General features: G+C 40.2%; 31 protein-coding genes. 21 read left to right on the forward strand and 10 right to left on the reverse strand.

Annotation, left to right across the window (positions count from 1 at the left end):
* The first annotated feature begins 83 nt into the window (after positions 1–83).
* Both ACEQ81_RS14480 and ACEQ81_RS14485 read left to right on the forward strand, forming a co-directional pair.
* A complete protein-coding gene (locus ACEQ81_RS14480; protein ID WP_411031629.1) occupies positions 84–443 on the forward strand; it encodes a CoA-binding protein in 360 nt (119 codons plus the stop codon).
* 7 nt (positions 444–450) lie between these two features.
* A complete protein-coding gene (locus ACEQ81_RS14485; RefSeq protein ID WP_411031630.1) occupies positions 451–966 on the forward strand; it encodes a hypothetical protein in 516 nt (171 codons plus the stop codon).
* A gap of 2 nt (positions 967–968) precedes the next feature.
* On the opposite strand, the gene ACEQ81_RS14490 is transcribed toward ACEQ81_RS14485, so the two are convergent.
* The gene (locus tag ACEQ81_RS14490) at positions 969–2,429 is read right to left on the reverse strand and encodes a sodium:solute symporter (protein ID WP_411031631.1); all 1,461 of its coding nucleotides are present in this window, start codon (positions 2,427–2,429) and stop codon (positions 969–971) included.
* A gap of 57 nt (positions 2,430–2,486) precedes the next feature.
* Here ACEQ81_RS14490 and recR point away from each other — a divergent pair, with 57 nt between their 5' ends.
* From recR to rimO, 13 genes are all read left to right on the forward strand, one after another.
* Positions 2,487–3,107: a recombination mediator RecR gene (recR, locus tag ACEQ81_RS14495; protein ID WP_411031632.1), complete on the forward strand. Its 621-nt coding sequence runs from the start codon at positions 2,487–2,489 to the stop codon at positions 3,105–3,107.
* Between the two features lie 96 nt (positions 3,108–3,203).
* Positions 3,204–4,562 carry a dihydrolipoamide acetyltransferase family protein gene (locus tag ACEQ81_RS14500; protein WP_411031633.1) on the forward strand — a complete coding sequence of 453 codons (1,359 nt, stop codon included), beginning with the start codon at positions 3,204–3,206 and terminating at the stop codon, positions 4,560–4,562.
* Between the two features lie 75 nt (positions 4,563–4,637).
* Positions 4,638–5,420, forward strand: coding sequence for an alpha/beta hydrolase-fold protein (locus ACEQ81_RS14505; RefSeq protein WP_411031634.1), 783 nt, complete (start codon positions 4,638–4,640; stop codon positions 5,418–5,420).
* Positions 5,421–5,481: 61 nt separating this feature from the next.
* Positions 5,482–6,258 (forward strand): exonuclease domain-containing protein, encoded by a 777-nt coding sequence (locus ACEQ81_RS14510; RefSeq protein WP_411031635.1) that lies wholly within the window; start codon positions 5,482–5,484, stop codon positions 6,256–6,258.
* A gap of 61 nt (positions 6,259–6,319) precedes the next feature.
* Entirely contained in the window at positions 6,320–6,931 is a 612-nt protein-coding gene (locus tag ACEQ81_RS14515) for a fumarylacetoacetate hydrolase family protein (protein WP_411031636.1), read from the forward strand.
* Positions 6,931–7,269: an Hpt domain-containing protein gene (locus ACEQ81_RS14520; RefSeq protein ID WP_411031637.1), complete on the forward strand. Its 339-nt coding sequence runs from the start codon at positions 6,931–6,933 to the stop codon at positions 7,267–7,269. The genes ACEQ81_RS14515 and ACEQ81_RS14520 overlap by 1 nt, the downstream gene beginning before the upstream one ends.
* The gene (locus ACEQ81_RS14525) at positions 7,269–8,516 is read left to right on the forward strand and encodes a competence/damage-inducible protein A (protein WP_411031638.1); all 1,248 of its coding nucleotides are present in this window, start codon (positions 7,269–7,271) and stop codon (positions 8,514–8,516) included. The genes ACEQ81_RS14520 and ACEQ81_RS14525 overlap by 1 nt, the downstream gene beginning before the upstream one ends.
* Before the next feature lie 73 nt (positions 8,517–8,589).
* Positions 8,590–8,826, forward strand: coding sequence for a 50S ribosomal protein L28 (gene rpmB, locus ACEQ81_RS14530; protein WP_019670388.1), 237 nt, complete (start codon positions 8,590–8,592; stop codon positions 8,824–8,826).
* 20 nt (positions 8,827–8,846) lie between these two features.
* Complete coding sequence (gene rpmG / locus ACEQ81_RS14535; protein ID WP_411031639.1) at positions 8,847–9,029, forward strand: 50S ribosomal protein L33; 183 nt, start codon at positions 8,847–8,849, stop codon at positions 9,027–9,029.
* A 6-nt stretch (positions 9,030–9,035) separates the two neighbouring features.
* Positions 9,036–9,188 carry a DUF4295 domain-containing protein gene (locus ACEQ81_RS14540; protein ID WP_411031640.1) on the forward strand — a complete coding sequence of 51 codons (153 nt, stop codon included), beginning with the start codon at positions 9,036–9,038 and terminating at the stop codon, positions 9,186–9,188.
* Between the two features lie 166 nt (positions 9,189–9,354).
* The gene (ftsY, locus tag ACEQ81_RS14545) at positions 9,355–10,317 is read left to right on the forward strand and encodes a signal recognition particle-docking protein FtsY (protein ID WP_411031641.1); all 963 of its coding nucleotides are present in this window, start codon (positions 9,355–9,357) and stop codon (positions 10,315–10,317) included.
* Complete coding sequence (locus ACEQ81_RS14550; RefSeq protein WP_411031642.1) at positions 10,314–11,177, forward strand: DUF2911 domain-containing protein; 864 nt, start codon at positions 10,314–10,316, stop codon at positions 11,175–11,177. The genes ftsY and ACEQ81_RS14550 overlap by 4 nt, the downstream gene beginning before the upstream one ends.
* A 143-nt stretch (positions 11,178–11,320) precedes the next feature.
* A complete protein-coding gene (gene rimO, locus ACEQ81_RS14555) occupies positions 11,321–12,622 on the forward strand; it encodes a 30S ribosomal protein S12 methylthiotransferase RimO (protein WP_411031643.1) in 1,302 nt (433 codons plus the stop codon).
* 27 nt (positions 12,623–12,649) lie between these two features.
* On the opposite strand, the gene ACEQ81_RS14560 is transcribed toward rimO, so the two are convergent.
* From ACEQ81_RS14560 to ACEQ81_RS14590, 7 genes are all read right to left on the reverse strand, one after another.
* Positions 12,650–12,853 (reverse strand): hypothetical protein, encoded by a 204-nt coding sequence (locus ACEQ81_RS14560; RefSeq protein ID WP_411031644.1) that lies wholly within the window; start codon positions 12,851–12,853, stop codon positions 12,650–12,652.
* Positions 12,854–12,868: 15 nt separating this feature from the next.
* Positions 12,869–13,225, reverse strand: a complete 357-nt coding sequence (locus tag ACEQ81_RS14565; protein ID WP_411031645.1) for a YciI family protein — start codon at positions 13,223–13,225, stop codon at positions 12,869–12,871.
* Between the two features lie 135 nt (positions 13,226–13,360).
* Positions 13,361–14,641: an RNA polymerase sigma factor gene (locus ACEQ81_RS14570; protein WP_411031646.1), complete on the reverse strand. Its 1,281-nt coding sequence runs from the start codon at positions 14,639–14,641 to the stop codon at positions 13,361–13,363.
* 36 nt (positions 14,642–14,677) lie between these two features.
* The gene (locus ACEQ81_RS14575) at positions 14,678–15,193 is read right to left on the reverse strand and encodes an SRPBCC family protein (protein WP_411031647.1); all 516 of its coding nucleotides are present in this window, start codon (positions 15,191–15,193) and stop codon (positions 14,678–14,680) included.
* Between the two features lie 3 nt (positions 15,194–15,196).
* Positions 15,197–16,336 (reverse strand): serine hydrolase, encoded by a 1,140-nt coding sequence (locus ACEQ81_RS14580; protein ID WP_411031648.1) that lies wholly within the window; start codon positions 16,334–16,336, stop codon positions 15,197–15,199.
* A gap of 45 nt (positions 16,337–16,381) precedes the next feature.
* Positions 16,382–16,621: a hypothetical protein gene (locus tag ACEQ81_RS14585; RefSeq protein ID WP_411031649.1), complete on the reverse strand. Its 240-nt coding sequence runs from the start codon at positions 16,619–16,621 to the stop codon at positions 16,382–16,384.
* Positions 16,622–16,668: 47 nt separating this feature from the next.
* Positions 16,669–17,124: an SRPBCC family protein gene (locus tag ACEQ81_RS14590; protein WP_411031650.1), complete on the reverse strand. Its 456-nt coding sequence runs from the start codon at positions 17,122–17,124 to the stop codon at positions 16,669–16,671.
* Between the two features lie 117 nt (positions 17,125–17,241).
* Here ACEQ81_RS14590 and ACEQ81_RS14595 point away from each other — a divergent pair, with 117 nt between their 5' ends.
* The 6 genes from ACEQ81_RS14595 to ACEQ81_RS14620 all read left to right on the forward strand — a co-directional run bounded on the left by ACEQ81_RS14595 (position 17,242) and on the right by ACEQ81_RS14620 (position 24,188).
* Positions 17,242–18,135 (forward strand): peptidyl-prolyl cis-trans isomerase, encoded by an 894-nt coding sequence (locus ACEQ81_RS14595; protein WP_411031651.1) that lies wholly within the window; start codon positions 17,242–17,244, stop codon positions 18,133–18,135.
* A complete protein-coding gene (locus ACEQ81_RS14600; RefSeq protein WP_411031652.1) occupies positions 18,086–19,570 on the forward strand; it encodes a peptidylprolyl isomerase in 1,485 nt (494 codons plus the stop codon). Before ACEQ81_RS14595 ends, ACEQ81_RS14600 begins: the two co-directional genes overlap by 50 nt.
* A gap of 4 nt (positions 19,571–19,574) precedes the next feature.
* Positions 19,575–20,528, forward strand: a complete 954-nt coding sequence (locus ACEQ81_RS14605; RefSeq protein ID WP_411031653.1) for an AAA family ATPase — start codon at positions 19,575–19,577, stop codon at positions 20,526–20,528.
* Between the two features lie 189 nt (positions 20,529–20,717).
* Positions 20,718–22,985 carry an aconitate hydratase gene (locus tag ACEQ81_RS14610; protein ID WP_411031654.1) on the forward strand — a complete coding sequence of 756 codons (2,268 nt, stop codon included), beginning with the start codon at positions 20,718–20,720 and terminating at the stop codon, positions 22,983–22,985.
* Positions 22,986–23,060: 75 nt separating this feature from the next.
* The gene (locus tag ACEQ81_RS14615; protein ID WP_411031655.1) at positions 23,061–23,624 is read left to right on the forward strand and encodes a TlpA family protein disulfide reductase; all 564 of its coding nucleotides are present in this window, start codon (positions 23,061–23,063) and stop codon (positions 23,622–23,624) included.
* A 3-nt stretch (positions 23,625–23,627) separates the two neighbouring features.
* On the forward strand, positions 23,628–24,188 hold the full coding sequence (locus tag ACEQ81_RS14620; protein ID WP_411031656.1) for a TlpA family protein disulfide reductase: 561 nt from the start codon (positions 23,628–23,630) through the stop codon (positions 24,186–24,188).
* A gap of 5 nt (positions 24,189–24,193) precedes the next feature.
* Here the strand turns inward: ACEQ81_RS14620 and ACEQ81_RS14625 are convergent, their stop codons facing one another.
* A complete protein-coding gene (locus ACEQ81_RS14625) occupies positions 24,194–24,643 on the reverse strand; it encodes a beta-carotene hydroxylase (protein ID WP_411031657.1) in 450 nt (149 codons plus the stop codon).
* Position 24,644: 1 nt separating this feature from the next.
* Positions 24,645–25,484: a phytoene/squalene synthase family protein gene (locus tag ACEQ81_RS14630; protein WP_411031658.1), complete on the reverse strand. Its 840-nt coding sequence runs from the start codon at positions 25,482–25,484 to the stop codon at positions 24,645–24,647.
* Positions 25,485–25,486: the final 2 nt, after the last annotated feature.

Genomic DNA, 25,486 nt, shown 5'->3' on the forward strand with positions numbered 1-25,486 from the left:
GACTAAGTTTTTAACCTACCAATAGACGAATTTTTTTTATAATAGTTACAATCCTTAACACAGTTTAACACGCAAATTAACATATGACTAAAACACTTGCTTTTGGAGTTTCCTTAAAACCAAATCGATATAGCAACCTTGCTGTTAAAAAACTTGTGGCCAATAAAATTGAAACCGTAGCTTTTGGTCTTAAAGAAGGAGAAGTGGCCGGAGTAACGGTAGTAACAGACCCCAAGAATTTTACGGACATCCATACTATTACCCTTTATATTAACGCCTCCAGGCAAAAGGAATATTACCAAACCATTATAGCCCTAAATCCACAACGCGTTATTTTTAATCCCGGAACTGAAAATCCGGAGTTTTACAAATTGTTGCAAGATGCAGGAATTGAAGTAGAAGCGGCCTGTACCTTGGTTTTACTCTCTACCAACCAATACTGAAATTAAAATGTATAACATAACCCACGGATACATTGTAGTTTTATGCTTTTGCCAACTGACCTTTGGGCAAAGCCCGGAAGAGCTGTCCGTAATCATGGACATTAAAGATTACGTGCAAACGATTGACTCCCTTAAAAGTTGGGATAACCTAAAGGAAATTAAGGTTACCAACTTTACCGTAAAGGAAGCACTACTTTCCTTTTATCTTAAGGATAACAAACCGATTAAAATAACATTGGCAGGCCAAAATACCAACACCGAAATTGTAAATAGTTTTTATATTAGGAATGAAAAACTTATTTATAACTCCGAACAGCTTAAGTACTATAAGGAAGAGCTTTCCCAGCACATGATTGTGGCGCAAGAAACCTCTGAGAGTTTTTTCCAAGGAGAAAAGCTACTGCTGCAAAAAGACAATTATGGAGAAGTGCAAACAGTTTCGCAAACCTATCTTGATGCTGCCGGGATTTCTATTTTGGATGAGTACAAAGTGCTAAGAGAATTGCTCCAAGACGTAGAGTAGCGCTAATCTTTCTTCCGTATTAGGAAAAGCCCAATAAAGGTAAGCATTCCGTTGATCGGCAGTAGTTCATAACCAACCGTATACCCACCTAGATTTTCGGAAGGAATGTTGGCCAGACCCACTATAAGTAAGACAGACACTAAAGCAACTACCCAAGCATAGCGGTCCTTAATCCGATATTGCGTAAATATACCAAAGGCAAATAACCCCAAAAGTGGTCCATAAGTATAAGTAGCCACGGTAAGCAGACCATCTATTACATTTCTGTCCAAAACATATTTAAACAGTATTATTACAACAATAAGAAGTAGACTCATCGCTATGTGGATCTGTTTTCTCAGTCTTTTTTGGTCGGTTTTTGGTCTTTTTTCAATGCGAAGAAAATCTACACAAAAAGAAGTGGTCAACGAGGTAAGGGCACTATCCGCGCTGCTGTAGGCCGCAGCAATAAGTCCCAATAAAAAAGTAACTAAAACGGTAATTCCCAGGCCACTATTGAGGGCAATTTCCGGAAAGAGCAGATCAGATTTTGGTGTGCCGTCCATTAATGGTTTGGCAATATCAAAAGTGTTGGCATAAATGAATAAAAGTGCACCGAGCAACAAAAATGCAAAATTTACCACCACCAAAACTAAGCTAAAGGAAACCATATTTTTCTGGGCATCCTTTAGTGTTTTGCAGGTGAGGTTTTTTTGCATCATATCCTGATCGAGGCCGGTCATACAAATGGTAATGAACATTCCGCCCAAGAACGACTTAATAAAATGATCACGTGCAAAAAAATTATCCGTAAATAAAATCTGGTTATATGCTTTTAACTCATCGGAAGCCAAAAATTGCGCAAAATCCCAGTCTAACTTTTGATTTATAAAATAGATAGACAAGCCCACGGATAATAGCATAAACAAGGTCTGTAGGGTATCTGTCCATACAATGGTCTTTATACCGCCCCTAAAAGTATATATCCAAATAAGTAATATGGAAAGGAAGACCGTAAGTTCAAAAGGAACGTTCCAAGCATCAAAAACAAACTTTTGTAATACAATGGCCACTAAGAACAAGCGGAACGATGCTCCCAACACTCTGGAGATGAAAAAGAAAAAAGCCCCGGTCTTATAACTTACCGTTCCAAACCGTTGTTCCAAATATTCGTAGATAGAAGTTACGTTTAACCTATAATAAATGGGGAGCAATACATAGGCAATTACGAAGTACCCGGCCAAATAGCCAAAAACCACTTGCATATACCCAAACTCCGAAGCTTCTACCCAACCTGGTACGGAAATAAAGGTTACTCCGGATAGGGAGGTGCCTATCATTCCAAACGCAACCAGATACCAGGGCGATTGTTTTCCCGCTTTAAAAAAGTCGTTGTTGGAGTCGTTTTTTCCGGTGAGATAAGAAATTAGTAACAGGACTAAAAAATAGCCGCCGATAAGCAGCAGAATATGTGAAGCACTCATAGAAATTATTTCAATTGCAAAGTACAAAAACTTAAAACATTATGTAATTTTGTCGTTATGGAATTTTCTTCTAAGCTTTTGGAAAATGCGGTGTACGAGATGTCCCAGTTACCGGGTATAGGGAAACGTACTGCCCTTCGGTTGGTTTTGCACTTGCTAAGGCAGCCACAAGAGCAGACATCCAATCTTTCCCAAGCGCTGTTTAAACTTCGGCAAGAGATTAAGTTTTGCACCAGTTGTCATAGTATTTCCGATGTAGCGGTCTGTGAAATCTGCTCAAACCCCAAAAGGGATGAGAGCTTGGTTTGTGTTGTAGAAGATATAAGAGATGTAATGGCAATTGAAAATACAGGCCAGTACAAGGGCCTATACCACGTTTTGGGCGGCAAAATTTCTCCTATGGAAGGTATTGGCCCCCAAGATTTGACCATTACATCCTTGGTAACAAAGGTAAAACAAGGAAAGATCGCGGAGCTTATATTTGCCCTAAGCTCAACTATGGAAGGCGATACTACCAATTTTTATATTTACAAACAGCTCGAAGGATCGGCTGTTAAGACCTCCACCATAGCAAGGGGTATAGCCGTGGGAGACGAATTGGAATATGCTGATGAGGTTACCTTGGGAAGAAGTATCTTAAATAGGATTCCATTCGAAAATTCCATAAAAGCATCTTAGAGTCGGAAGGAAAAAGATGCATTAAACATAATTATAAGGCCTTTTTTTTAGTATTTTTGCAAAAAAATATTCGAAAATCGCACATTAGATAACAATATGTCAAAGTTTGAATTAAAATTACCGCAGATGGGAGAGAGTGTTGCCGAAGCAACCCTCACTTCATGGTTAAAGGAAGTTGGAGACACTATTGAGATGGATGAAGCCGTTTTTGAGATTGCAACGGATAAGGTAGATTCAGAAGTACCCAGTGAAGTGGAAGGAGTCTTGGTAGAACGTCTTTTTGATGTGGACGATGTGATAACTGTTGGCCAGACCGTTGCCGTCATAGAACTCAACGGAACTTTGGAGAATACTTCCGAGAGTAACGGAGAGGTAACGGAGCATACCGAAGTGGTCCCGGAAGAAACCGTAACGGCCCTGGAAGACAATGTCGTAATTGCCAAAGAGACCATAACAGCACCAAGCCCGGATTATACAGGTTCAGAACGCTTTTATTCGCCCCTTGTAAAGAACATTGCCAAAAAAGAGGGCATCTCAATAGAAGAACTAGAGGGCATAGCAGGTACCGGAAAAGAAGGAAGGGTTACCAAGAATGATATATTGGATTACCTGCAAACAAGGTCGGACGGTGCATCTGAAGCCGCCGCTGAGGAACCAAAACAACAAGCGGTGGATACACCGGTACCACAAAAGCAACAAAAAGCTGTTGTGGAAACACCACAACCGGCAACCGTTACTTCGCACGGCGATAACGAAACGATACCCATGACAAGAATGGGCAAACTTATTGCCCAGCACATGGTAGCCAGTGTTTCTACATCTGCCCACGTACAAAGCTTTATAGAGGTTGATGTTACCAAGGTGGTAAAATGGAGAGATAAGGTAAAAAAAGCATTTGAAGCTCGCGAAGGAGAAAAACTGACGTTTACACCAATATTTATGGAAGCTGTGGCCAAGGCCCTTAAAAACTTCCCAATGATAAATATTTCGGTGGAAGGCGATAATGTGATTAAGAAAAAGAACATCAATATAGGAATGGCCGCGGCGTTGCCCGACGGTAATTTAATTGTACCCGTTATAAAGAATGCCGACCAACTAAACTTGGTAGGTATGGCCAAGGTGGTCAACGATTTGGCAAGTAGGGCAAGGACCAATGCCTTAAAACCCGATGAAGTAAAAGACGGTACGTACACGGTAACCAATGTAGGCTCGTTTGGCAGTGTTTTTGGCACTCCCATTATTAACCAGCCCCAAGTGGGTATATTGGCCCTTGGTGCAATACGAAAACTGCCGTCTGTAATAGAGACCGATGAAGGCGATTTTATAGGAATACGAAGCAAAATGTTCCTCTCCCATAGTTATGACCATAGGGTAGTTAACGGTGCTTTGGGCGGTATGTTCGCCAAAGCGGTCGCAGATTATCTAGAGGCATGGGATATAGATAGGGAGATATAAAAACCAATTTAACGAAAAAGCCCCATTCTTCTTGGGGCTTTTTTTATCTTTAAGATTTTACACAAAAGTTTTATCATGAGAACTACCATACTTTTGGGATTCCTTATCTTTTCGGGTTCAATTTCCCAACTACATGCCCAAGACCTTGCGGCCTACGAAAAACGGGTTTTTAAGCAAGGGAAATATACCATGCCATACCGTATTTTGTTTCCCGATAACTACGATCAGGACAAAACCTACCCCTTGTTATTGTTTTTACATGGATCGGGAGAACGCGGACAAGATAACGAAGCACAACTAATCCATGGGGCCAAGCTATTTCCCCAAAAAGAAGTAAGAGAAAAGTTTCCTGCCATTGTAGTTTTCCCCCAATGTCCCAAAGAAAGTTTCTGGAGTAATCAAGACAGGGCTGGGGACAAGATATACAGGTTTAATTTTCATAAAAAGGGGAAACCCACGTTGGCTATGGCCACGGTTCAAAAATTGCTTAAAAACCTAAGGCGGACCCTAAGCGTGGATAAAGACCGTATTTATGTCGGCGGACTCTCCATGGGAGGTATGGGTACCTTTGAAATTGTAAGGAGGAATCCTAAGACTTTTGCAGCCGCCTTTCCCATCTGCGGTGGAGCAAACCCAGAGATCGCCCCAATGCTAACTAAGGTAAATTGGTGGGTGTTTCATGGAGAAGCGGATAACACGGTAAATTATAGCTATTCCCAAAAAATGGTCGATGCCCTTAAAGATGAAGGGGGTAAGGTTAAATTTTCCTTATACCCTGGAGTTGGCCATAACAGTTGGGACAATGCGTTTGCAGAACCAGAATTGCTACCGTGGTTATTTGCAAATGTCAAAAAATAATGCGGCGGTTCCGTTTTTGCATAGCTATCTAAGAGCTATCTTTGTATAAATTACTACACGCATGCAGTTAAAGCTAACTAAACCCATTTGCTTTTTTGATTTAGAAACGACCGGAGTCAATGTGGCCAAGGATAGAATCGTGGAAATTTCCATTTTAAAGATTTTCCCAAATGGAAACAAAGAGAGTAAAACTTGGTTGGTAAACCCGGAAATGAACATACCGGAGGAGGTTGTTGCCGTACACGGAATTTCTAACGAAAAAGTAGCTAATGAACCCACTTTCAAAGAACTTTCCAAAGAGATTTACAGCATGATCAAAGACAGTGATCTGGCCGGGTTTAATTCTGACCGTTTCGATATTCCCTTGCTAGCGGAAGAAATGCTACGTGCAGATGTAGATTTTGATCTTAAAAATATGATTTCCGTAGATGTACAGACCATTTTTCATAAAATGGAAAAACGAACCCTGGGGGCCGCATATAAATTCTACTGCAATAAGGACCTTACAGATGCCCATAGTGCAGAGGCAGATACCCAGGCAACCTATGAGGTGTTATTGTCCCAATTGGAGCGTTACCCAGAGTTGGAAAATAATGTTAAAAAATTATCGGAATTCTCCACAAGAAGGCAGTCGGTAGATTTTGCAGGTTTTATAATATTGGATGAGAACGGGGAGGCCATTTTTTCCTTCGGAAAACACAAGGGTAAAAAAGTGCACGAAGTATTGGAAAAAGAACCGGGCTATTTTGGATGGATATTAAATGCCGATTTTCCCCTGTACACCAAAAAAGTGCTTACACAAATTAAACTTAGCAAACTGAACAATAAATTAGGCTAGTTGCTTAAAACCAAAAGCCCGCCATCGGTAAATAGGTTGTGGCGAACAAAAAAGATGTAATATGAAGATAATCTGCATTGGGCGCAATTATACCGAACATATTAAAGAGTTGGCCAATGAAAGACCAATAGACCCTGTGGTCTTTATAAAACCAGATTCTGCCGTACTTCCGAAAGAACAAGATTTTTATATTCCCGAATTTTCGCAAGATGTACACTATGAGGTAGAAGTACTGGTAAAAATTAAAAAAGTAGGCAAGCATATTGAAAAGAAGTTTGCGTCCAACTATTATGATGAGGTAGGCTTGGGTATAGATTTTACGGCTAGGGATGTACAATCACAACTAAAGCAAAAGGGGCTGCCATGGGAAAAAGCTAAGGGTTTCGACGGAGCTGCCGTAATAGGTGAGTGGGTGCCTAAATCTGACTTTCGAGATATTAATGATTTAAACTTTTCGCTAATAAAGAATGGTGAAATTGTTCAGCAAGGAAATACCGGACATATGCTTTGGAAGATAGATGAACTTATTTCTTATGTGTCCAAATATTTTATGTTGAAAAAAGGCGACATTATTTTTACGGGTACGCCGGCCGGGGTTGGTAAAATAACAACAAATGATTATCTTTCGGGCGTTCTTGAAGGTAAAGAACTATTTTCTCTAAACATAAAATAATGATCTATAATCTAGATAAAATTAATGAAATGGCAGAGGGTGATGAGGATTTTATCAACTCGGTCATTTCGGTCTTTTTAGAAGAAGTACCCCATGATTTGGAAGCACTGGAAACGGCCATTTCTGGAAAAGACTTCGAAAGCGTATACAAGCTAGCCCATAAGATTAAACCAAACGTGGATTTATTGGGGATGGAACAGTCTAGGGCTACTGCCTTGGAAATAGAAACTTTAGGTAAAAGTCCGGGCAATGGCGCGGAAATAGAACTTAAATTTCCCCTTCTTAAAAAGGATATCCATCAGGTAATAGCAGAACTAAAAAAGGATTTTAAACTTTAATGTTTGCAGAAATCATCACTATTGGGGATGAAATCCTGATAGGACAGATCGTAGACACAAACTCGGTCTTCATTGCCAAAGAGCTTAATAAAATTGGCATATCGGTCTATCAAATTACCTCTGTCCAAGACGAAAAAGTGCATATTCTCCAAGCCTTGGAAGAAGCAAGGTCCAGAGCCCAAATTGTAATAATGACTGGCGGTTTGGGTCCTACCAAAGACGATATCACCAAACGTACCTTATGCGAATATTTTAACGATACCATGGTAGAGAGCAAGGAGGTGTTGCATAACGTGGAAAAACTTTTTAAGCAATACATTTCCACTCCCATTTCAGAGGTTAACCGCAGACAGGCGTTGGTACCCTCAAAAGCTACTGTACTGCACAATGCCTACGGTACCGCACCGGGCATGTGGATATTGGAAGCAGGCACAGCTTATGTTTCCATGCCAGGAGTACCTTTTGAGATGAGGAATTTGATGATCAATGCGGTAATACCGAAGATTGCCGAGACTTTTAAGAGGCCATACATACTGCACAAGACCTTTATTACCTATGGTGTAGGTGAAAGTGCCATAGCTGCTAAAATAGCGGATTGGGAAGACGGCCTGCCACCATTTGTAAAATTGGCCTACTTGCCAAATCTGGGTAAGGTAAGATTGCGATTGAGTGCCAAGGGTGAAGACAAGGATTTGCTAGCCAAAACAGTAGAGGAAGAGTCCAAAAAACTTTATGCAATTATTGGCGACATTATACATGGTTTGGAGGACGATCAGGCGATTGAAAATGTAGTGGCCAAATTGTTTACTGCAAAAAAACTGACCTTAAGTACCGCCGAAAGCTTCACGGGAGGTAAAATTGCCCAGCAGATAACAGCTATTCCCGGGGCTTCCGTTTACTTCAAGGGAAGTGTGGTAAGCTATGCCACAGAAGCCAAGATTGAAGTGCTCGGGGTTCCCAAAGACTTGGTCGATGCCCATTCTGTAGTAAGTTCAGAGGTGGCAGTTTCCATGGCAAAAAATGTGCGAAAGCTTATGAAAACTGATTTTGGGATTGCCACCACCGGAAATGCCGGCCCTACAAAAGGAGATTCCGATGCCGAGGTTGGAACGGTATATATTGCCATAGCTACCCCAAATGATGTGATTGTAGCACAATTTATGATGGGAAATCATCGGGAAAAAATTGTGCAAAAGGCCACCAACAAAGCGTTTGAACTTTTGCAAAAAGAAATTTTAAAATTCTGAAGAAGAATTTTGTCCGTCCCACAAAAATGATATAAATTTGCACCCTGTTTAAAATCACACAAAAAGTAGCGGAATGTCAAAAGTTTGTGAACTTACTGGAAAGAGAGCGATGTTTGGAAATAATGTATCATTTTCCATCAATAAGACCAGAAGAAGGTTTGATGTAAATCTTTCTAAAAAACGCTTCTATATACCCGAAGAAGACCGTTGGATTACCCTAAAGGTATCTACAAGGGCCTTAAAGAGTATTAACAAGAAAGGAATTTCTGCCGTTTTAAAAGAGGCAAGGGCAAAGGGATTGATTAAGTAATCCTGAAAAATTAAATAACGATGGCAAAAAAAGGTAACAGAGTTCAGGTTATTTTGGAATGTACAGAGCATAAGGATTCAGGTAAGCCAGGTACATCAAGATATATTACTACAAAGAACAAAAAGAACACTCCGGATAGGATGGAGATTAAGAAATTTAATCCGATCCTAAAAAGAATGACAGTCCATAAAGAAATAAAATAATACGTCATGGCAAAAAAGACCGTTGCATCATTGCAAACAAGTTCAAAAAGATTGACCAAAGCCATAAAAATGGTAAAGTCGCCTAAATCCGGTGCTTATACCTTTGTGGAGTCGGTTATGCCACCAGAAATGGTTAATGAGTGGTTGGCAAAGAAATAAGACTAACAAACTCACCAAAATAGTTTTAAGGCCACTTTCTTCAGAAAGTGGCCTTTTTATTTAACGTTGTATAACCCCTTGGTAGGTAGCTGTTACAAGGCTTATAAATAGCATGGTGGAATAGGTATTACTTTCATATCTTTGAAGTAAGCATTTTTTAGAGCAAATGAGTTTATTCAAAAAAATATTTTCTCCACAGAAAAAGGAGGCATTGGACAAAGGATTGGAGAAGACAAAAACAAGTTTTTTTTCCAAATTGGGCAAGGCCGTGGCCGGAAAGTCCAAGGTAGATGATGATGTACTCGATAATTTGGAAGAAGTATTGGTTACGTCCGATGTTGGTGTTTCTACCACTTTAAAGGTCATAGAACGTATAGAAGCACGGGTAGCCAAGGACAAGTATGTAGGTATGGAAGAGTTAAATTCCCTTTTAAGGGACGAAATCGCCGGATTATTGGCGGAGACCCATATCGAAGAAGAACAAGAGTTCACTGTGCCCAAGGATAAAAAACCCTATGTAATTATGGTAGTGGGTGTAAATGGCGTAGGAAAGACCACTACAATAGGTAAACTGGCCTATCAGTTTAAAAAACAAGGGTTAAAAGTTGTTTTAGGGGCCGCGGATACGTTTAGGGCGGCTGCTATTGACCAATTGCAGGTTTGGGCAGACAGAGTGGATGTTCCTATAATTAAACAAGACATGGGCAGCGATCCGGCTTCCGTGGCTTTTGATACACTAAGTTCTGCGCGTTCACAAGACGCCGATGTGGTGATCATAGATACTGCGGGCAGGTTACACAACAAAATTAATCTCATGAACGAGCTCACCAAGATAAAAAGGGTAATGCAAAAAGTGGTAGAAGATACGCCGCATGAGGTGCTCTTAGTGCTTGATGGGTCCACGGGTCAAAATGCCTTTGAACAAGCCAAAGAATTTACCAAAGCAACAGAAGTTACCGCTTTGGCGGTAACCAAATTGGATGGTACAGCAAAAGGAGGCGTGGTTATTGGTATATCCGATCAGTTTCAGATTCCGGTTAAATATATAGGTGTAGGTGAAGGCATAGAGGATTTACAAGCCTTTGATAAAATTGCATTTGTAGACTCCTTTTTTAACCTTGGCGATTGAAAAAACAATTCTACATAATAATATTGTTCTTAGGGCCATTGGTCAATGCGCAATTAAATCATCCCAAAGCCAGCCCTTTTACAAAGATTGAACAAGAGGTGGGGCTTTCAAAAATTACGGTCAAATATTCCCGGCCGGCAGTTAGGGGGCGTACAATCTTTGGGGATTTAGTGCCCTATGGACGCATTTGGCGGGTAGGGGCCAATGCCTCCACAAAAATTACGGTAGACACCGATGTTACCATACTTGGCAATAACTTACCTAAAGGTACGTATGCCCTTTACGCCTTTCCAAAAGAGACATCATGGGAGGTAGTTTTTCATGGTAATACTGAACACTGGGGAGATGGAAGAAAAGCCTATAGCCCGGAAGAAGACATTTTTAGAGTTACCATAATACCTCAAAAAATAGAACACTTCCAAGAAAATTTCCTGATTACCTTCGATGCTATTACCCACAACGAGGCAACGATGCAGTGGATATGGGAGAATACCAAAATTGCTATACCCATTACGGTTCCCACAGATGACTTAATGCTTCGGGAAATTAACACTGCATTAAAGAATAACCCAACCGCCCAGACTTATTACGAGGCGGCTCGCTATTTTCAAGAACAGGGAATAGAGCCTAAAAAAGCACTTGGATATTTAAACAAAGCCATAACCCTTGGCGGTGATACTTACTATTTCCATAGGGTTAAATCTTTGGTGGAAGCCGATATGCAAGATTACCATAGCGCGATAAAATCTGCACAACATTCCCTAGAACTTGCACAAAAACAAGGAAAGGACGAATTTGTGAGAATGAACGCCAAGAACATTAATCATTGGACCAAGGAGCTACAAGAGTCTAAACACTAACCTGCCGAACGCTTGCTAAAGAAGAGTTTCTGGTCTTAAAAACGAAAACTTTCCTTTCCAAGCCACCTTAAAGTGGAAGAAATCTTGTCAAAACCATCTTGTTAGGTGCCCAAGTTGTATTTTTGCACTCCATAAATAAAAGCATGCGGACAAAATCGATCAAAAAAAATAAAATCAATGTGGTAACCTTGGGTTGTTCCAAGAATGTGTACGATTCCGAGGTACTCATGGGACAGCTACGCGCCAATGACAAGGACGTAGTGCATGAGGAGGAGGGGAATGTGGTAGTAATCAATACATGCGGTTTTATAGCAAATGCCAAAGAAGAGAGTGTAAATACCATTTTAGAATATGTACAAAAGAAGGAAGCAGGTGTTGTGGACAAGGTTTTTGTAACCGGTTGTCTTAGTGAGCGATACAAACCAGATTTGCAAAAAGAAATTCCAGATGTGGACGCCTATTTCGGTACTAGTGAGTTGCCTAACCTTTTAAAGGCTTTAGGGGCCGATTATAAACACGAATTGATAGGTGAGCGTTTAACCACTACACCTAAAAATTATGCCTATCTAAAAATAGCAGAAGGATGCGATAGACCATGTTCGTTTTGTGCTATTCCCCTAATGCGAGGTAAACACAAGAGCAAACCCATTGAGGAGTTGGTTACGGAAGCCAACAAATTGGCTGCTAAGGGGGTAAAAGAATTAATTCTTATTGCCCAAGACCTTACCTATTACGGATTGGACCTGTATAAAAAGAGAAACCTTGCCGAATTGCTGTCGGCCCTTGTAGTGGTAGAGGGTATTGAATGGATTAGACTTCACTATGCCTTTCCCACGGGTTTTCCGATGGATGTGCTTCAGTTAATGAATACAGAGCCCAAGATTTGTAATTATATAGATATTCCATTACAACACATCTCGGACTCAGTACTAAAGAGTATGCGTAGGGGAACCACAGAGCTCAAGACCACAAAATTATTGCAAGATTTTAGGAAGATGGTTCCAGGAATTACGATACGGACTACACTTATTGTTGGATATCCGGGAGAAACGGAAGAGGACTTCCAAACCTTAAAAAATTGGGTAGCGCAAATGCGCTTTGAAAGATTGGGATGTTTTACCTATAGTCATGAAGAAAATACCCATGCTTTTAATTTGGAAGATGATGTGCCCGAAATTGTAAAACAACAAAGGGCCAATGAGATTATGGAGCTACAATCCCAAATTTCGTGGGAACTTAACCAAGAAAAAATTGGCAAGACCTTTCGATGTATTATAGACCGTAAAGAAGGAAATAATTTTATTGGGCGTACTGAATTTGACTCACCCGATGTAGACAATGAGGTATTGGTAGATGCTAGCGCTCACTACGTAAAACAGGGCGATTTTGTTGACCTAAAAATTACAGGTGCCTCCGATTTTGATCTTTTCGGGACACCCGTATAGGTTAATATTGGTTTAGTAGTACATCGATTACCTGTTGCTCCAGTTTTCGTCTGCTTTTTTAATGCGATTTGGCAGTATTTTAAAAAGTAATTTGGCAATGCCATTAGAGAACAGATAAGTTTTATTATCTATAACGAGACGGTGCTTTCCACCAGGTACATCTGTTTTTCCGGTACTTACGGCGAAGGCACATTGACCTCCATAGGCCGCGTTTGTAGTGCTATTTTCCATCCTAACGTTGGTTTGCTAGTTAATGCCTGCCATACTTTTTACAGGCCTAATCTCTATAATGGCATCCTCTTCCTCAAAAACAGGATTGGCCTTGGCAATCTCCGTGGCTTCCTCAAGATTTTCCGCCAGAATATGAAAATAGCCGGTAATTACTTCCTTGGATTCGTTAAAGGGCCCGTCCTTTACCGCTCCCTTATTTCCTTGTACCCTGGCTCCTCCCAATTCTAAGGGTTGTGCTCCTTTGAGTTTACCTTTTTCCATGAGTCCGCCAATGTAACCACCAATTTTTTTTACGTGGGCTTGCTGTTGTTCCGGGGATAGGGAAGCCAAATGATCCCCATTTGTCCGAATGAATAACATAAATTCTTGCATAACTTTTAGTATTTATAGCTATTGATAAATTGTTTATATCCCTAAGTCAATCTGTAAAAGTAAAAAGTGACATAAATGATGAAAAAAAATACAATGGGAGGGGCTTATTTTTATTAAGTGTTGATAATCAATGAATTACCCTTTGCTATATTCTTCCAATTTGTTCAAAATATGCAACTTTACCTTTTGGTTCTCCGCCAAGCTCAACGCATATTCCAGTAGAAGTACTGCTTTTTTAGGTTCGGAATTCTGGAAATGAAGTTCCGCCTTAACCGTATAGTAGGGTAGGTAAGATTGTAGTGCGGGTATTTCTGATATTAGATCTATTTCTTTAATGGCTTGTTCCGGGTTTGTAAGTTTAGATCGCACTACCGCCCTATTGAGTTGTATTATTGGAGAGGCATCAATTTGTATTAAACTATCGTAAAGTGTTAAAATGCTTTCCCAATCCGTATCCCCAAAAGTTTTAGCGGTACAATGATGCGCTGAGATGGTGGCTAAAATATGATACAGGGATACTTCTTTGTTTCGCGTTGCAAAACTTAGGTAACCAAGTCCTTTCTGAATGAGAGACCTATCCCACAACCTACGGTCTTGGTGCTCTAGATCTAGCATATTATCGGTTTTGTCCATCCTTGCCCGGAATCTGGAGGCGTTCAATGACATTAACGACAAGAGGGCATAGGTATCCGTGGAGGAGTTGGTATGGGGATTGGTACTAATGATTTCAGCAAGTCGTATAGCCTCAGAACATAGTTCAAAACGAATTAGATGGTCGCCCGAAGAAGCGTTGTACCCTTCATTAAACAACAAATACAGGGTTTCTAGAACACTAGACAACCTATTCTTAAGGTTTTCTCCTGAAGGCACCTCAAAGGGAATATCGGCATCCCTTATCATTTTTCTGGCCCTTACCAATCTTTTATTGATGTTTCCTTCTGTGGTTACAAATGCCTTTGCAATTTCTGGTATGCTGAACCCACATAATGTTTTAAGTGTTAGAGCAACTTGTGAGTCTCTGGAAATACTAGGGTGACAGCATGTGAATATCATACGTAACTGGTCGTCCGCAATTTCCTGATCCGAGAAAAGATGGCTTAGTGCAGGCTCTACGGTCCATTCGGACTGTAAATGATGTACTACTTCCGATGCATACTTCCTCTTATGCTTTTCCCTATTAACAAGGTTTACCGCTTTGTATTTGGCAACTTGGTATATCCATCCTACCGAATTGTCCGGAACACCTTTATAGGTCCATTGTTTTAAAGCTTCTAACATGGCTTCTTGCACCACGTCCTCCGCAAGTTGCATATTGTTTGTACCGAAGGTTTTGGTAAGCACAGCAACCAATTTACCATACTCGTATCTGTACAAATGATCTATTTCGGCCGCTATGTCCAATTTCTTTTTTATCACGCTTCAATAATTACACCGCGTACAATGGATTTAGCGTTACATATTTACAAACTCAAAACCGGCCAAAGGAATGTTGCGCAGGTCATATTCGGTCTCGTTCAATAAAATACCGTGTTCCAAATAGGCCTTCAGATTGGCTAACCAAAAGGTCCAGCCGTTGCTGCATCCGTAATGAATGTTCAGTTTGTTCTCTTCATCTGTCGGAATTCCGTACTGACGAAGTGTAACCAGGGTATTGGAGCCGTGTGCCTCTAAATGTACGGTAACCCTACAAGAACCGGCAAAAGAAAACTCAAGGGTGTCATTACCATTGGCCTCCAAAACCTTATTGTGCTCTTTTTCGTCCCAATTGTGCCATTCCCAGGTATAGTCATCCCCAGCTTGTATAGGTTCTTCGGGGTCTCTGACATTTCCTTTTGAGTTATGGTACGTAGCACTTCTTAAAAACCAAGAGGTAATACCCGCAGCGGTGCCCCAGCACCAGTACAATTTTTCTTTAGAAGCCTTTATATAGATTTTTTTGGTAAAGGCATCGAACGTAAGTTTGCTCATGATTCATTTTTTTCGGTTTAATTCAATATCATAAATCTTCCTCCCTAAAGCTGCCAGAAAGGGTATGCCTATATCGTCATATTCATAGGCGTCATCATTAAAGATACCATCTTTGTTTACCAATAGGGTAGCTGTTAACATAAATTCTACATTATTTTTTGAGTCTATAATATAAGCGCAATCCGTAAGGGTTCCGTAAGCGTATCCTACCTTATTATAGATTTTAAAATGTTCCGGTATATCTTCGGTGGTATCTCCGAACATAAAAAATTTTACATAACTATCATAATACCGCTCGGGATCGTAGCCCAGTGTATTGGGTAAGCTGTGCATGGCCTGTAGTAAAAATTGTCGCTGGGCATCGTTAATTTTAAATTGTTGGGATGCTGTAAACTCTTTAGGGAACAGCGTACGTTTAAGTACCCCGTGTTGTGCCGCTATCGGATAATAATTTTTAAGGCTAAAGTCAAAAGGTTCTTCCACCAGTATGTCATCGGAATAGTAGCCCAAACCCTTGGTAACCCCTTTTAAATGTAAGGTTTTAGGAGGTCGGTTTATGCTATGCTCCAAAAGATGCGTAGTACTGTCATTGAGGTATATCACCAGGGGTTTTGTGGTTACATCATCTGCATTTGTGGTAGATAGCCTATGTGAGATGCGCACAGGGGCAATAGCCTTCTCTTCCAATGATTTGTTGATATAATCTTGTCCCAAGAACTCCAAAAGTCTATTATAGGCCTCATTATCACTTACGGCAAAAATCTTTGAGATTTCTTTGGCGAAGGTAGTCTCAACGGAATCTCCTTCCACATAAAACTTGGTATTCATGGTAAGAATATCCAAAGTGTTTAGTTTTTCCAGCGTTAGCACGGCAATAGGAAATTTGACCGTACTTGCCGGATAAAAATAGGCATCCTTGTCTACCTGAAAATCATAGTCCGTGAGTTGGGTGCTATCTGCAGTTCTGTCTATTCTTGTATAACGGATCTGCAATTCGTGTTGTGCCAAGCTATCCATGACACGTTTAATGTTGGGGTCTTGCGATTTTAGCGCTAATAGCAATGGATTGGATGGTGCTTCAGCGGTTTCGCAAGCATTCAACAAGGGAAGTACTGCAAGGAAAAGGAAAAACTTTTTTTTCAAGACGGTTTTGTTTTATCTAAGGTTTGGCGTAAAACTGTCTGGGCTTCATTCTTCAGCGATTTCACCTCTATGAGGTAAAAGGGCATCTCTTACGGAGATCATATAGCTTTCATCTACGGTCATAAAGGCAATACTGTGCAGCTCACTCAATGATTTAAACCCCGTATCGTTACAATCTAGCCCTTCCATCAAAATATATTCCTTCAAATGCTTCTCATGATGTTCAGCTATTTTTAACGAATCTGGACCCCTAAAATCCCAAATCAATTTTATTTTTTTTCCCAATGGTTTATTTTTTGATACTTCCGGAAAATTGGAAGAAAAATTAAAGATTAGTTTTCGCCTACAGAGACCTCGTCCTCTGCAAAGGCCTTAAAATCTTGAAGGTACTTTAGGGACTGTTTTTTAAAGACCCCTGGCATTAAAAACCCCATGGCCTTCATCATAAATCCGGAAAATTGGAATTCTGTCTCCGAGACCCATTTGGTGGTATGGTCGTCCATCTGCTTAAAGTAGTTTTTCTGAATGTTATGTACACCTTTGGTATCGTAGGTGGCATGTAGTTCTTCGGGTAGCGCTCTTTTAATAATGGTCTCAACCAAAGTCATTTTGCGCTTTCCAAATTTATAGTTCAATTCCATTTTTGCCCCTTCCTGGCCAGGCTGTCCGGATAGAAACTCGTAATTTACCAACCCTTGCTGCCAATGCACCATATTATCTGCATTATCCAACTTTTTAATAAATTCTTCTCTTGGTAATTTCACCTCAATTTCTACTGTATATCGCATTTGCCTATGGGATTGTTATACTAATGTAACAAATTATGAGCTTCGATGGCTACTAAAAATGTGTTAATGAACATACATAAATCTTGTCTAAGCTGATGTATTTGCTATTTTTGCTGAATGCGTTTTTTGGATATACAAGATTTAAGGTCTACCGCGCTTATCGGCATTCTATTTCTAATATTGTCGTTAGGATCCTGTAATTCCCTTTTACGTGAAAAAGAGGAGAAGAAACCCCTTGCCAGAGTTGGGGATACTTATTTGTATCGAGAAGACGTGGCCGCACTGTTGAGCAGTTCCATTTCCAAACAAGACAGTGCGTCTTTTGTAACCAACTATATTAACACATGGGCATCCAAGCAGTTATTACTTTCCAAGGCAAAGATAAATCTCCCTGAGGACAAACTGACCGAATTTGAACGGTTGGTAGATAACTATCGTACCGATTTGTATACAAGGGCCTATAAGGAGGCCTTGGTGCAACAAACGCTAGATACCGCTATTAGTACCTCCCAGCTGCAAAGCTTTTACGAACGGGAAAAGGAGAACTTTAAACTTAAGGAAGCGTTGGTGAAAATTAGGTTTATTGAGCTGCCCAAACAATTTTTGAATAAAAAAACGGTGGTCAGCAGCTTAAAACGCTTTAATAAAAAAGATCAGACGTACTTGGACTCTATTGGGGTTCAATTTAGAAAACTAAATTTTAATGACTCCATTTGGGTAAAAGCCTCTAGGGTAATATCGGAAATTCCTCCGTTGACCCACGAAAACCAAGGTAGATACTTAAAAAAATCACAATTTTTTGAAATGGAGGATTCATTAGGGGTATATTTGGCGAAGGTTACCAATCTTTTAGAGGTCAATGATATAGCACCATTGCAATTTATAGAACCTACTATAAAACAAGTACTCTTAAATAGACGAAAGTTAAACTACATAAGAAAATTGGAAACCGAAATTATAGATGAGGCAATTAAAGAAAGAGAATTTGAAGTTTATGGAGAAGATAAGTAAACTGGGCTATACCCTTTGTTTGTTGGTATGCTCTGGTCTAGGTTATGCGCAGGAAGTGGATGCCGTAACAGCTACTCAGACAGCACCGGATGAAGTACTCTTGGAGGCTTCTAACGAAGTACAAAAAGATTCTACAGAAAGTTTTAAAAAAATAAAGCTTGATGGTATTTCCGCTGTGGTAGGGGATTATGTAATCTTGGATTCGGACATTGAAAAGACATTGATAGATCTTAAAAGTCAGGGAGCATCAACAGCCGATATTACCCGTTGTGGACTTTTGGGCAAGTTAATGGAAGATCGCCTATATGCGCATCAGGCCGTACAGGATAGTATTTTGGTCTCGGACGATGAGGTAAATGCCACTAGCGAAAGACAAATACAGTCTCTGGTATCCCAAGTAGGTTCTATGGAGAAGGTATTGAAATTTTATAAAAAAGAGGACGAGGTAAGTTTTAGAGAAGAGCTTTTCGATATAAACAAATTGAGAATGCTCTCCGAAAAAATGCAACAAAAAATAGTTGGAGAGATAGAGATTACACCCGAAGAAGTACGACAGTTCTTCAATAAGATACCCGAGAGCGAAAGACCTGTATTTGGAGCTGAATTGGAGATTGCCCAAATTGTAAAGGAACCGAAGGCCACCGAAGTTGAAAAACAAAAGGTCATAGACAAATTGAATACGATAAAGGCCGATGTAGAGGAAAACGGTGCAAGCTTTAGCGTTAAAGCGATATTGTATTCCCAAGACCCCGGATCTAAATCCAAGGGCGGTTTTTATAGTATGACACGTGAAACGGGTTTTGTAAAAGAATTTAAGGATGTGGCTTTTACGTTGCAAGAGGGTGAAATTTCCGAACCCTTCGAAACGGTATTTGGGTTTCATATCATCTACATTGAAAAAATACGGGGACAAGAACTAGATTTAAGACATATCCTTATTTCACCCGAAATTCCGAAGGAAGCTATTGAGGAAGCACAACGAGAACTAGACAGTATTCGTAAAAAAGTAATTGATGGGCAAATGACTTTTGCGGAAGCAGCATTTAATTTCTCCGATCAAAAAGAAACCAAGTTTGACGGAGGTCTATTGCGTAACCCCACAAATTTTGATTCTCGTTTTGAGTTAACAAAAATGGATCCTACCCTTTACAATCAGGTTAGGGATTTAAAGGACAATGAGATTTCGCGCCCACTTTTGGAAGAAGACCCCAGGGGGGGAGGACCTAAGTACAAAATATTGAAAATCACCAACAGGTTTGATGAACATGTGGCCGATTTTGCAAAAGACTATATAAAAATCCAAGAACTTGCACTAAGGGAAAAGCAATTCAACGCCATTAGGGAATGGATGGATGAACATATTAAAGACACCTACGTAAGTGTTAATGAGGGTAATAGAAGTTGCAATTTTGCAAATGATTGGGTAAAGGAATAATTGCATGTCAGACGTTGTCGCCATTAACGGCCTTGTAGAGAAACATAACGCGTTAAAAAAAGAGATTGCTAAGGTAATCATTGGTCAGGAAAAGGTTATAGACCAAATTCTGATATCTATATATACCGGTGGACATTCTTTGCTTATAGGTGTACCTGGGCTTGCCAAAACCCTAATGGTAAATACAATTGCGCAGACCTTGGGACTAGACTTTAAACGGATACAGTTTACCCCGGATTTAATGCCCAGTGATATTTTGGGGAGCGAAGTTTTAGATCAAAACCGCAATTTTAAGTTCATCAAAGGCCCTGTATTTTCCAATATCATTCTTGCGGACGAAATAAACAGAACACCTCCCAAAACGCAGGCGGCCCTTTTGGAAGCCATGCAAGAAAGGGCGGTGACCATTGCAGGGCAACAACATAAATTGGATTTGCCCTATTTTGTACTTGCAACCCAAAATCCCATAGAACAAGAAGGGACCTATCCTTTGCCCGAAGCGCAATTGGATAGATTTATGTTTGCCATTGAATTAAAATACCCCTCTCTAGAGGAAGAAATGCAAGTGGTAAAAGCTACTACTTCTGATGAATCCATTGAGGTGAACGCATTGTTGAGTGCTGCTGAAATTTTGGAAGTACAACATTTGGTCAGAAGAATACCGGTGCCAGAGAATGTTGTGGAATATGCTGTAAGACTGGTTAACAACACTAGACCCGGATTGGAGTCTAGCTCGGATTTTGTAAAACAATACATTGATTGGGGCGCCGGCCCTAGGGCATCTCAAAATTTAATTTTGGCCGCCAAGGCTCATGCTGCCATAAACGGTAAGTTTTCACCAGACATTGAAGATGTACAGGCGGTAACCAACGGCATCCTAAGACATCGGATCATAAAAAACTACAAAGCAGAGGCCGAAGGGATAAGCGAAGAAGACATTATCTTAAAACTACTGTAAACTTCTGTCCGCTAAACCTACTAATGGTTTAGTAAAGGTAATACTTGCCGGAATAACTGTTTTTTTGCAAGCAAACCCAAGCTTTTTTGTCAATCGACTAAAATTGTGGTAATCGTATATCAAAAATTTTATTTGCGCTACGGATTTCACTAATTTTGAAGAATTGCATAACTGTTAAAAAAAAAGATAATGGCATTTGATATCGACATGATCAAAGAGGTTTACGCCACTATGGCGGAACGGGTTGATAAGGCTCGGGAAATAGTAGGTAAACCTTTAACACTTTCAGAAAAAATTCTTTATTCCCATTTATGGGAGGGAAATCCAACAACCGCTTATGGAAGGGGAAAAGATTATGTAGATTTTGCACCAGATCGTATAGCATGTCAGGATGCCACTGCACAAATGGCGTTACTGCAGTTTATGCAAGCAGGTAAATCTAAAGTGGCCGTGCCCACTACAGTGCATTGCGATCATTTAATACAGGCAAAAAGCGGAGCAGCGGCTGATTTAAAGATGGCAAACAGTACCAGTGCGGAGGTATTTGATTTTCTTGAGTCCGTTTCCAATAAATATGGAATAGGCTTCTGGAAACCCGGAGCGGGAATTATACATCAAGTTGTTTTGGAAAATTACGCTTTTCCCGGAGGAATGATGATCGGAACGGATTCCCATACTGTAAATGCTGGTGGATTGGGGATGTTGGCCATTGGAGTAGGTGGTGCAGATGCAGTAGACGTAATGGCCGGTATGGCCTGGGAGCTAAAATTTCCTAAACTGATAGGTGTTAAACTAACCGGTAATATTTCGGGTTGGACCTCTGCGAAGGATGTTATACTTAAAGTAGCGGGTATCCTAACCGTTAAGGGGGGTACAGGAGCTATTGTAGAGTATTTTGGCGATGGAGCCAAAAACCTATCATGTACAGGAAAAGGCACAATATGTAATATGGGTGCTGAAATTGGGGCTACTACTTCTACTTTTGGCTATGATGCCTCTATGGAACGGTATTTAAGGGGAACGGATAGGAACGATGTGGCCGATGCCGCCAATTCGGTGAAGGACTATTTGACGGCCGACCCAGAAGTCTATGCAAATCCAGCACAGTATTTTGATGAATTGATAGAAATAAATTTGGATGAGCTTAGACCGCATCTTAATGGTCCGTTTACACCAGATTTGGCTACCCCTGTTGGGGAGTTGGGGCCAAAAGCCAAGGAAAATGACTGGCCGGTTAAAGTAGATTGGGGACTTATAGGTTCTTGTACCAATTCTTCCTATGAGGATTTAACACGAGCGGCTTCTATAGCACAACAGGCGGTTGAAAAAAAGATTAGACCCAAATCGGATTTTGGAATTAACCCAGGGTCCGAACAAATTAGATATACTGCCGAGCGCGATGGGCTACTTCAAATATTCGAAAATTTGGGAGCAACCGTATTCACAAATGCATGCGGGCCATGTATAGGTCAGTGGGATAGAAGCGATCTTAAAGGCGAGGAAAAAAATACCATTGTACATTCCTTTAATCGAAATTTTTCCAAAAGAGCCGATGGAAACCCAAATACCCACGCTTTTGTAGGCTCACCAGAGATGGTAGCTGCCATTGCAATTTCCGGGAGGTTGGATTTTGACCCAATGAACGATACCTTACTTAATGAGGAAGGAGAACAAGTAAAATTGGAGGAACCGAGAGGTATAGAACTTCCTCCCTTGGGATTTGAAGTTGAAGATGCCGGTTATTTGGCTCCCATTGAAGATGGGAGTAGTGTTGAGGTAAAGGTTAGCCCAACATCGGAGCGCCTTCAGCTTTTAGAACCTTTTGTTCCAATTACCTCAGAATCCCTACAGGGAATGAAGTTGTTGATCAAAGCTTTTGGCAAATGTACCACCGATCACATTTCCATGGCCGGACCATGGTTGAGGTTTAGGGGGCATTTAGATAATATTGCAAATAACACACTGATTGGAGCTGTTAACGCTTATAACAAAAAAACCAACTTTGTAAAAAATCAGCTTACCAACGAATATGGCGGGGTTCCGGATACACAACGCGCTTACAAAGCGGCTGGGATTAAGACTATAGTGGTAGGGGATCATAACTATGGGGAAGGGTCTTCTCGTGAGCATGCTGCCATGCAACCACGGCATTTAGGCGTTGCCGCAGTATTGGTTAAGTCTTTTGCAAGGATACACGAAACCAACCTTAAAAAACAAGGTATGCTGGGGTTAACTTTCGCCAATGAGAGCGATTATGATCTAATCCAAGAAGATGACACTTTCAACTTTGTGGATATTCAAGATTTTGCACCCAATACACCGTTGACCATAGAATTGGTACATGCGGATGGTAGCAAGGACTTAATAAAAGCAAATCATACATACAATCAATCGCAAATAGAATGGTTTCATAAAGGTTCTGCACTAAATGTGATCAAGGAAGAAAATGCAGTTTAACAATTGCACTGAAATAGTTAATGAAAACTCCCTATATTACTTGGGAGTTTTTAGTTTTGAGAAAGCCAAATCCCTATGAAGATTAGCAAAAAAACAGTCCTTAACCTTTTACTCTTTGCTTTTATAATTTCCTTTTTTGTTACTCCGATGGGATATTATGGTAAGGTAATGCTAAACAAAATATTTTCGTTTAGTCCTTCGCTTACCGAAGAGGATAATAGAACCCGCATCACCGATTACGATTGGACCCTTAAGGATGAGAATTGGGATTTTTTCAGTTTTGAGCAATCTAAGGGAAAGGTGGTGTTTATCAATTTTTGGGCATCTTGGCGTCTACCCTGTAGTGCAGAATTACAGAGTATTCAAAAGTTCTATAATAGATATGGGGACAAGGTAGATTTTTACATTATCACAAATGAAGAGCGGCCTCCTGTGCATACCTTTATGGAGGAAAATAATTTTACCTTCCCGGTTACTTATTTGATCATTGGAGGAAAAGCTCCTGTAGATGTCAGCGAAGTACCCTCTTCTTATTTAATCGATAAGGAGGGTAATATCATAATCCACAAGGAAAAAGGCATAGCGGATTGGGATAATTCTAGTATTTACAGTTTGGTAGATCGCTTATTGGGCCAATAAGTCATGAAAATTACTACTAAAAACCTTGTCAATGCCTTATTTATACTGCTATTGGGGGTAATACTATTTACACCGGTAGGTTTTTACATGAAGGTACAGGTAAATCGCTTGTTGGCCTTTAGTCCGTCAACCTTGGATACCGACCACGTGCTACAGATGCGTAGTTACGATTGGTACTTAGTGGACACAGAAGGAAATAGAACTAATTTTAAAGAAGTAAAGGGTAAGATAGTACTTGTAAGTTTTTGGGCAACGTGGTGTCCACCTTGCGTTGCCGAAATGCCTTCCTTCCAGAAGCTGTATAATAAGTATGGAGAAGAGGTGAAATTTGTTTTTTTGGCAAACGATAAGAAAGAAAAAGTAAACCAATTTTTAGATAAAAAAGGATATACCATTCCGGTATATTATTCGGGTTCCGAAACTCCCGAAGTGTTGGAACATGGGAGTATCCCAACCACATATATCATTGACAAGAACGGTAAAATTGTAGTTAAAGAAGTTGGTGCGGCAGATTGGGCCTCGGAAAAGGTCTTTGCACTTTTGGACCAGCTGATAAAACAATAAACCGTTTATTTCTTAAAATACTTGAATGGTACCACCAACATTCCGAAGCATTCCCCATCTTCCTTACCCAAATGTTTATGATGCATTTTGTGAGCTCTTCGTACTCCGCGGGCATACCAGTTGTTGGCCTTTCGAAAAAATTTGAAACGCTGATGAATAAAGATATCGTGTACGGTAAAGTAGGCTGCGCCATATGCCATAATTCCGAAACCTAGGGGCCAGCCATACCAAAAATTAGTATTGGCCCCTGCATAAAAGAAACTCATACTTACGACGGCATAAAAAATAAAGAAGGCATCATTACGTTCAAACCAAGAACCATGGTCCTTTTTATGATGATCCTTGTGAAGGCTCCAAAGAAACCCATGCATGATATATTTATGGGTAAACCACGCCATGAATTCCATTATGGAAAAAGTAGCTAAAAATATAAGGATCCAAATGAACGTCTTCATGTTATACCAATTGTAATTTATAGTCTACATATGATTTTGCGAGTAGACCAAATTTTTGATAATTGGGAACTCGTATACGGGAGTTCTTTATTTCCAAAGGTGGTGTTTTCTGCAATTTTTGTAGCAGTTTGGAATAATACTTATATGCCGTATATACCCCAAATTTGGCCTCATGGGGTAGTTTTATAATGCCAGAGTAGCCTAGTTTAAAATCGGCCTTAATTTCATTGACTATTCTATTTTTGGAAACTTCGTCCAGCTCGTTAAGGTTTGTGTTGGGAAAATAGGTTCTGTTCAGGTCTTCGTAGTCCGTCTTAAGATCCCTAAGAAAATTCACTTTTTGGAAGGCCGAACCCAAGGCCATGGCACTATCTTTTAGTTCCAAGTATTGTTGATCGTCTCCCTTAACAAATACCCTAAGGCACATAAGGCCAACTACATCGGCAGATCCGTAAATGTACGCTTGGTACTCTTCCTGGGTTAGGTATACCTTTTTTACCAGATCCATGCGCATACTCTCCATAAACGAACTTACTAAATGGTGGGGAATCCCATACTTATGATAAGTATGCTGAAAAGCATTCAATATAGGGTTTAAACTAATTCTGTCTTCCAATGCTTTTTCCAGATCAGTTTCAAACTTATCAAAGAGTTCTTTTTTGTTGTAATCATGAAAAGTATCCACTATTTCGTCGGCAAAGCGTACAAATCCATAAATGTTGTAAATATCTGCCCTAATGGAGGTATCCAACATTTTTGTAGCCAAGGCAAAGGAAGTACTATAGGACTCGGTTACAAGCTTACTACAGTTATATGATACAGTATCAAAAATGGTCTTCATTA

The sequence above is a fragment of the Spongiimicrobium sp. 3-5 genome (assembly GCF_046557915.1).
Classification (GTDB): domain Bacteria; phylum Bacteroidota; class Bacteroidia; order Flavobacteriales; family Flavobacteriaceae; genus JBHEBG01.

Bases quoted from the DNA above. Each gene is read 5' to 3' on its own strand.
- ACEQ81_RS14480 (WP_411031629.1), top strand. From the start codon at position 84: ATGACTAAAACACTTGCTTTTGGAGTTTCCTTAAAACCAAATCGATAT.
- ACEQ81_RS14485 (WP_411031630.1), top strand. From the start codon at position 451: ATGTATAACATAACCCACGGATACATTGTAGTTTTATGCTTTTGCCAA.
- ACEQ81_RS14490 (WP_411031631.1), bottom strand. From the start codon at position 2,429: ATGAGTGCTTCACATATTCTGCTGCTTATCGGCGGCTATTTTTTAGTC.
- recR (WP_411031632.1), top strand. From the start codon at position 2,487: ATGGAATTTTCTTCTAAGCTTTTGGAAAATGCGGTGTACGAGATGTCC.
- ACEQ81_RS14500 (WP_411031633.1), top strand. From the start codon at position 3,204: ATGTCAAAGTTTGAATTAAAATTACCGCAGATGGGAGAGAGTGTTGCC.
- ACEQ81_RS14505 (WP_411031634.1), top strand. From the start codon at position 4,638: ATGAGAACTACCATACTTTTGGGATTCCTTATCTTTTCGGGTTCAATT.
- ACEQ81_RS14510 (WP_411031635.1), top strand. From the start codon at position 5,482: ATGCAGTTAAAGCTAACTAAACCCATTTGCTTTTTTGATTTAGAAACG.
- ACEQ81_RS14515 (WP_411031636.1), top strand. From the start codon at position 6,320: ATGAAGATAATCTGCATTGGGCGCAATTATACCGAACATATTAAAGAG.
- ACEQ81_RS14520 (WP_411031637.1), top strand. From the start codon at position 6,931: ATGATCTATAATCTAGATAAAATTAATGAAATGGCAGAGGGTGATGAG.
- ACEQ81_RS14525 (WP_411031638.1), top strand. From the start codon at position 7,269: ATGTTTGCAGAAATCATCACTATTGGGGATGAAATCCTGATAGGACAG.
- rpmB (WP_019670388.1), top strand. From the start codon at position 8,590: ATGTCAAAAGTTTGTGAACTTACTGGAAAGAGAGCGATGTTTGGAAAT.
- rpmG (WP_411031639.1), top strand. From the start codon at position 8,847: ATGGCAAAAAAAGGTAACAGAGTTCAGGTTATTTTGGAATGTACAGAG.
- ACEQ81_RS14540 (WP_411031640.1), top strand. From the start codon at position 9,036: ATGGCAAAAAAGACCGTTGCATCATTGCAAACAAGTTCAAAAAGATTG.
- ftsY (WP_411031641.1), top strand. From the start codon at position 9,355: ATGAGTTTATTCAAAAAAATATTTTCTCCACAGAAAAAGGAGGCATTG.
- rimO (WP_411031643.1), top strand. From the start codon at position 11,321: ATGCGGACAAAATCGATCAAAAAAAATAAAATCAATGTGGTAACCTTG.
- ACEQ81_RS14560 (WP_411031644.1), bottom strand. From the start codon at position 12,853: ATGGAAAATAGCACTACAAACGCGGCCTATGGAGGTCAATGTGCCTTC.
- ACEQ81_RS14565 (WP_411031645.1), bottom strand. From the start codon at position 13,225: ATGCAAGAATTTATGTTATTCATTCGGACAAATGGGGATCATTTGGCT.
- ACEQ81_RS14575 (WP_411031647.1), bottom strand. From the start codon at position 15,193: ATGAGCAAACTTACGTTCGATGCCTTTACCAAAAAAATCTATATAAAG.
- ACEQ81_RS14590 (WP_411031650.1), bottom strand. From the start codon at position 17,124: ATGCGATATACAGTAGAAATTGAGGTGAAATTACCAAGAGAAGAATTT.
- ACEQ81_RS14595 (WP_411031651.1), top strand. From the start codon at position 17,242: ATGCGTTTTTTGGATATACAAGATTTAAGGTCTACCGCGCTTATCGGC.
- ACEQ81_RS14600 (WP_411031652.1), top strand. From the start codon at position 18,086: ATGAGGCAATTAAAGAAAGAGAATTTGAAGTTTATGGAGAAGATAAGT.
- ACEQ81_RS14605 (WP_411031653.1), top strand. From the start codon at position 19,575: ATGTCAGACGTTGTCGCCATTAACGGCCTTGTAGAGAAACATAACGCG.
- ACEQ81_RS14610 (WP_411031654.1), top strand. From the start codon at position 20,718: ATGGCATTTGATATCGACATGATCAAAGAGGTTTACGCCACTATGGCG.
- ACEQ81_RS14615 (WP_411031655.1), top strand. From the start codon at position 23,061: ATGAAGATTAGCAAAAAAACAGTCCTTAACCTTTTACTCTTTGCTTTT.
- ACEQ81_RS14620 (WP_411031656.1), top strand. From the start codon at position 23,628: ATGAAAATTACTACTAAAAACCTTGTCAATGCCTTATTTATACTGCTA.
- ACEQ81_RS14625 (WP_411031657.1), bottom strand. From the start codon at position 24,643: ATGAAGACGTTCATTTGGATCCTTATATTTTTAGCTACTTTTTCCATA.
- ACEQ81_RS14630 (WP_411031658.1), bottom strand. From the start codon at position 25,484: ATGAAGACCATTTTTGATACTGTATCATATAACTGTAGTAAGCTTGTA.